Origin of the sequence: Streptomyces sp. NPDC059564 (genome assembly GCF_042735575.1) — a bacterium.
In the GTDB taxonomy this organism is placed as follows: domain Bacteria; phylum Actinomycetota; class Actinomycetes; order Streptomycetales; family Streptomycetaceae; genus Streptomyces.
Map to the genome: position 1 here is coordinate 1 of NZ_JBHWBP010000514.1, position 3,945 is coordinate 3,945.

Below are 3,945 nucleotides of genomic sequence, written 5' to 3' on the forward strand. Positions count from 1 at the left end.
GGGGGGGGCGCCCCCCCGCCCCGGGGGCCCCCGTGCCCGCCCCCCCGCCCCGGGCGCCCCGGCCCGCGTTCGGGCCCGCGCGGGGCCCGTGCGCGGGGTCCGCCGTCGAGTGCCTTTCCAGCGGAGCTGGATCCCGCGCGGCGAATGTGGCCGCACTGCCGCCCGCACGGCGTGCCGCCACGAACGAGCGAGGAAAGTGGGCCTGATGCCAAGCTTCCCGACATCGGACACGGATCTGCGTGTCAGGGCGCAGGAGTTGGCCGCCACAGCCGTCCGGTACGCGGACCGGGCCGACACCGAGCGGGCCCTGTCGCCGACCGTGACCGAGGGGATCGTCGACGCGGGCTTCGCCCGGTACTTCGTACCCGCCCGCTGGGGCGGCCGGGACGGCTCGGCCGCCGGGCTGCTCGAGGGCGTCTCCGCGCTCGCCCAGGGCTGCACCTCCGCGGCGTGGTGCGCCTCGGTCATCGCGGGCGCCGCCCGGATGGGCGCCTACCTCCCCGAGGAGGGGCAGGCGGAGCTGTGGGCCAAGGGCGCGGACACCACCGTGGTGGGCGCCCTCATGCCGCGCGGCAGCGCCACCGAGGTCTCCGGCGGCTGGCGGGTGACCGGCGAGTGGGACTACACCAGCGCCGTCGGGTTCTCCGACTGGGCACTGGTGTGCGCGCTGGTGCCGCAGGACGGGGCGCGGGTGCCGTGGTTCTTCGCCGTGCCCCGTGCGGACTACCGGGTCGCCGACACCTGGACCTCGGTGGGGATGCGCGGCACCGCGAGCAACACCCTGATCGCCGACAACGTCTTCGTGCCGGCCCACCGCGGCTTCACCCGCCAGGACATGATCGAGGGCCACAGCGTCGGCTCCGGAGCCCGCTGCCACACCGCCCCGCTGCGGCTGCTCAGCGGCCTGCTCTTCGGCGCCCCCGCGCTCGGCGCGGCCCGCGCCGCCCTGCACGTGTGGGCCGAGGACTCCCGTACGGGCGTGGAGGAGGAGGACCTCGGGCTGCGCACCGCCGCCGCCCGCGCGGTGATCGCCGTCGACGGCGCCGAGCTGCTGCTGGCGCGGGCCGCCCGGGTCGCGGACGCCCCGGCGGCGACCGCCCTGGAGCTGGTGCGCACGCCGGCCGACTGCGCGTACGCCGTCGAGCAGCTGGTGGAGGTCGTCGAACGGCTGCTCCGCGCGACCGGCAGCTCCGGCCAGCTCGCCGCCCATCCCCTGCAGCGCATCTGGCGCGACGTGCACAGCCTGGCGAGCCACGTGGCGCTGCGCTTCGACCCGGCCGCCGGCGCCTACGGATCGCGGCTGCTGTCCCCCACCGCCGGAATCGGCGCCCCGTAACCCCTGACGACGCAAGCCACGCCGGCACCCCGGCCCACCCAGGAAAGGCAGCTCGTATGAGCGACTCCACCTCCAGCACCCCGCTCGGCGCGGCGCGGCCCTTCGTCTGCGCCGAGCTCTACACGCAGGTGCAGCAGTTCTACGCCCGTCAGATGGGGCTCCTCGACGACGGCTTCCCCGACGCGTGGGCGGACACGTTCACCGAGGACGCCGTCTTCCAGGAGGCGAGCCGGCTCGACGAGCCGCTGCGCGGCCGCGACGTCATCCGGGACTCCTCGCGGGCCCGCAAGAAGCGGCTCGAGGCCGACGGGATCGACTTCCGGCACTGGCTCGGCATGCTCGACGTCCGTCCGGAGCCGGACGGCTCGCTGCGCGCCCGCAGCTACGCGCTGGCCATGCGCGTGCCCCGCGGCGGCGAGCTCGACATCTTCGCCAGCGTCGTCTGCCACGACCACCTGGTCCTCGTCGACGGCACCTGGAAGGTCGCCGAGCGGGACCTCCACCACGACGGCTCCGGCCGCGACCGACGAGGCTGAGGAGCCCACGTGAAATTCGGGATCGTCTTCTTCCCCACCGTCGGCCCCGCCGACAAGCCCGCCCAGCAGTACTTCGACGAGGCGCTGCGGCTCGTCGACCTCGCCGAGGAACTGGGCTTCGACCACGTGAAGATGGTCGAGCACTACTTCTTCCCCTACGGCGGCTACAGCCCGGACCCGGTGACCTTCCTGGCCGCCGCCGCGGGCCGTACGAAGCGGGTGCGGCTCGGCACCAGCGCCACCATCCCGGCCTTCCAGCACCCGGTGAAGCTGGCCGGGAAGCTGGCCATGCTGGACAACATCTCGAACGGCCGGGTCGACGCCGCCTTCGGGCGGGCCTTCCTGCCGGACGAGTTCAAGGCCTTCGGCATCTCCATCGACGAGTCCAAGGACCGGTTCGTCGAGGGCGTCGACGCCATCAAGCGGCTGTGGAGCGAGGAGAACGTCGTCTTCGACGGGCGGTTCCACCGGTTCGGGCCGGTCACCCTGCTGCCCCGGCCCGTGCAGGACCCGCACCCGCCGGTGTTCGTGACGACCGCGCGCAGCGCCGAGTCCTGCGCCGAGGCGGGGCGCGACGGGCACAACCTCCAGACCGTGCCGAACGTGATGTCCACCGAGGAGCTGCAGAGCCGCCTCGCGCTCTACCGGGCCGAATGGGCCGCCTCCGGCCGTACGCCGGGCACCGAGCAGATCCACTTCAGCTACCCCTGCGTGGTCGCCGAGGACGGCGAGGAGGCCCGTGCCAAGGGCCGCCACGACGACGACCGCAACTCGGCGGCGATCCGGGACGCCGTCGCCTCCTGGGGCACCACCCGCTCCGAGGCCTACCCCGGGTACGAGAAGCTGGTGGAGGCCACCAGGACCTCCCACTTCGAGAGCAAGATGGAGCAGCGCAAGCTGCTCATCGGCGCCCCCGAGCAGGTGCGCGCCCAGCTGGAGGAGATCTCCGAGTGGTTCGGTGACGACATCACCATCAGCCTCGGCGTGCACTCGGGCCACCTGTCCTTCGAGGACGCGGCCACCACGATGCGGCTGATGGCCGAGCGGGTCATCCCGAAGCTGGGGGCGGGCGCATGAGCCAGGAGGAGACGCGCGTCGTCACCGTGATCGGCGCGGGCACCATCGGGCTGGGCTGGATCGCCCTGTTCCTGGGCTACGGGCTGACCGTACGGGTCAACAGCCGGCGCGAGGACGCGCCGCGCATCGTCGCAGAGGGCCTGGCGCTGTTCGCCCCGTACCTGCCCGAGGGCTGCGGCGATCCGGCGGGCTTCGCCGAGCGGCTGAGCTTCGAGCCGGACCTGGAACGGGCGGTGGCGGACGCCGGCGTCATCGTCGAGAACGCGCCGGAGAACCTGGAGCTCAAGCAGGAGCTGTACGAGCGGATCGGCAAGGCCGCCCCCGCCTCGGCGCTGCTGCTGTCGTCCACCTCCACCCTGAGCCCGGACGACATGGGCGCCCGGATGGCCGACTCCAGCCGGCTGGTCGTGGGCCACCCCTTCAACCCGCCGCACGTGGTGCCGCTGGTGGAGGTCGTGGCCGGCGAGCGGACGTCCGAGGCGGCCGTGGAGGAGGCCGTGCTGTTCTTCGAGTCGGTCGGCCGGGTGCCGGTGGTCCTGCACAAGCCGATCCTGGCGTTCGCCGCGAACCGCCTCCAGTCGGCGCTGCTGCGCGAGTCCGTGCACCTGGTGCGCGAGGGCGTCGTCACGCTGGAGGAGCTCGACCGGGTGGTCACGCACTCCATCGGGCTGCGCTGGGCGACCGTCGGCCCGTTCCTCGCCTTCCACCTGGGCGGCGGGCAGGGCGGCCTGCGCAAGTGGCTGGGCACGCTCGGCTCCGGTCTGGAGCGCGGCTGGGAGCAGCTCGGCCGTCCCCCGATGGACGACGAGACGATCCGCTCGCTCATCGAGCAGGCGGAGGCGGCGTACGGCTCGAAGACGTACGAGGAGCACGTGAAGGAACGGGACGCCAAGCAGACGGCGATCCTGCGCTCGCTCTGCGAGGTCAACAGCCGGGCCTGAGGCCCGCGCACGCACGGACAGGAGTCCCGGTACGGCCCGCGGGCCGTACCGGGAC

4 protein-coding genes are annotated in these 3,945 nt (G+C 73.7%); all 4 read left to right on the forward strand.

Annotated elements, in window-relative coordinates:
- Positions 1 to 256: 256 nt before the first annotated feature.
- The 4 genes from ACFV0Q_RS39265 to ACFV0Q_RS39280 are packed head-to-tail and all read left to right on the forward strand — an operon-like array spanning position 257 to position 3,890.
- Complete coding sequence (locus ACFV0Q_RS39265) at positions 257 to 1,336, forward strand: hydrolase (protein ID WP_385012592.1); 1,080 nt, start codon at positions 257 to 259, stop codon at positions 1,334 to 1,336.
- Between the two features lie 56 nt (positions 1,337 to 1,392).
- Positions 1,393 to 1,872 (forward strand): nuclear transport factor 2 family protein, encoded by a 480-nt coding sequence (locus ACFV0Q_RS39270; RefSeq protein WP_385012594.1) that lies wholly within the window; start codon positions 1,393 to 1,395, stop codon positions 1,870 to 1,872.
- A gap of 9 nt (positions 1,873 to 1,881) precedes the next feature.
- Complete coding sequence (locus ACFV0Q_RS39275; RefSeq protein ID WP_385012596.1) at positions 1,882 to 2,949, forward strand: LLM class flavin-dependent oxidoreductase; 1,068 nt, start codon at positions 1,882 to 1,884, stop codon at positions 2,947 to 2,949.
- Entirely contained in the window at positions 2,946 to 3,890 is a 945-nt protein-coding gene (locus ACFV0Q_RS39280; RefSeq protein ID WP_385012598.1) for a 3-hydroxyacyl-CoA dehydrogenase NAD-binding domain-containing protein, read from the forward strand. The genes ACFV0Q_RS39275 and ACFV0Q_RS39280 overlap by 4 nt, the downstream gene beginning before the upstream one ends.
- Positions 3,891 to 3,945 lie beyond the last annotated feature (55 nt).

What these genes read in the sequence shown, in the direction of transcription:
- ACFV0Q_RS39270 (WP_385012594.1), top strand. Translation starts at nt 1,393, where the DNA reads ATGAGCGACTCCACCTCCAGCACCCCGCTCGGCGCGGCGCGGCCCTTC.
- ACFV0Q_RS39280 (WP_385012598.1), top strand. Translation starts at nt 2,946, where the DNA reads ATGAGCCAGGAGGAGACGCGCGTCGTCACCGTGATCGGCGCGGGCACC.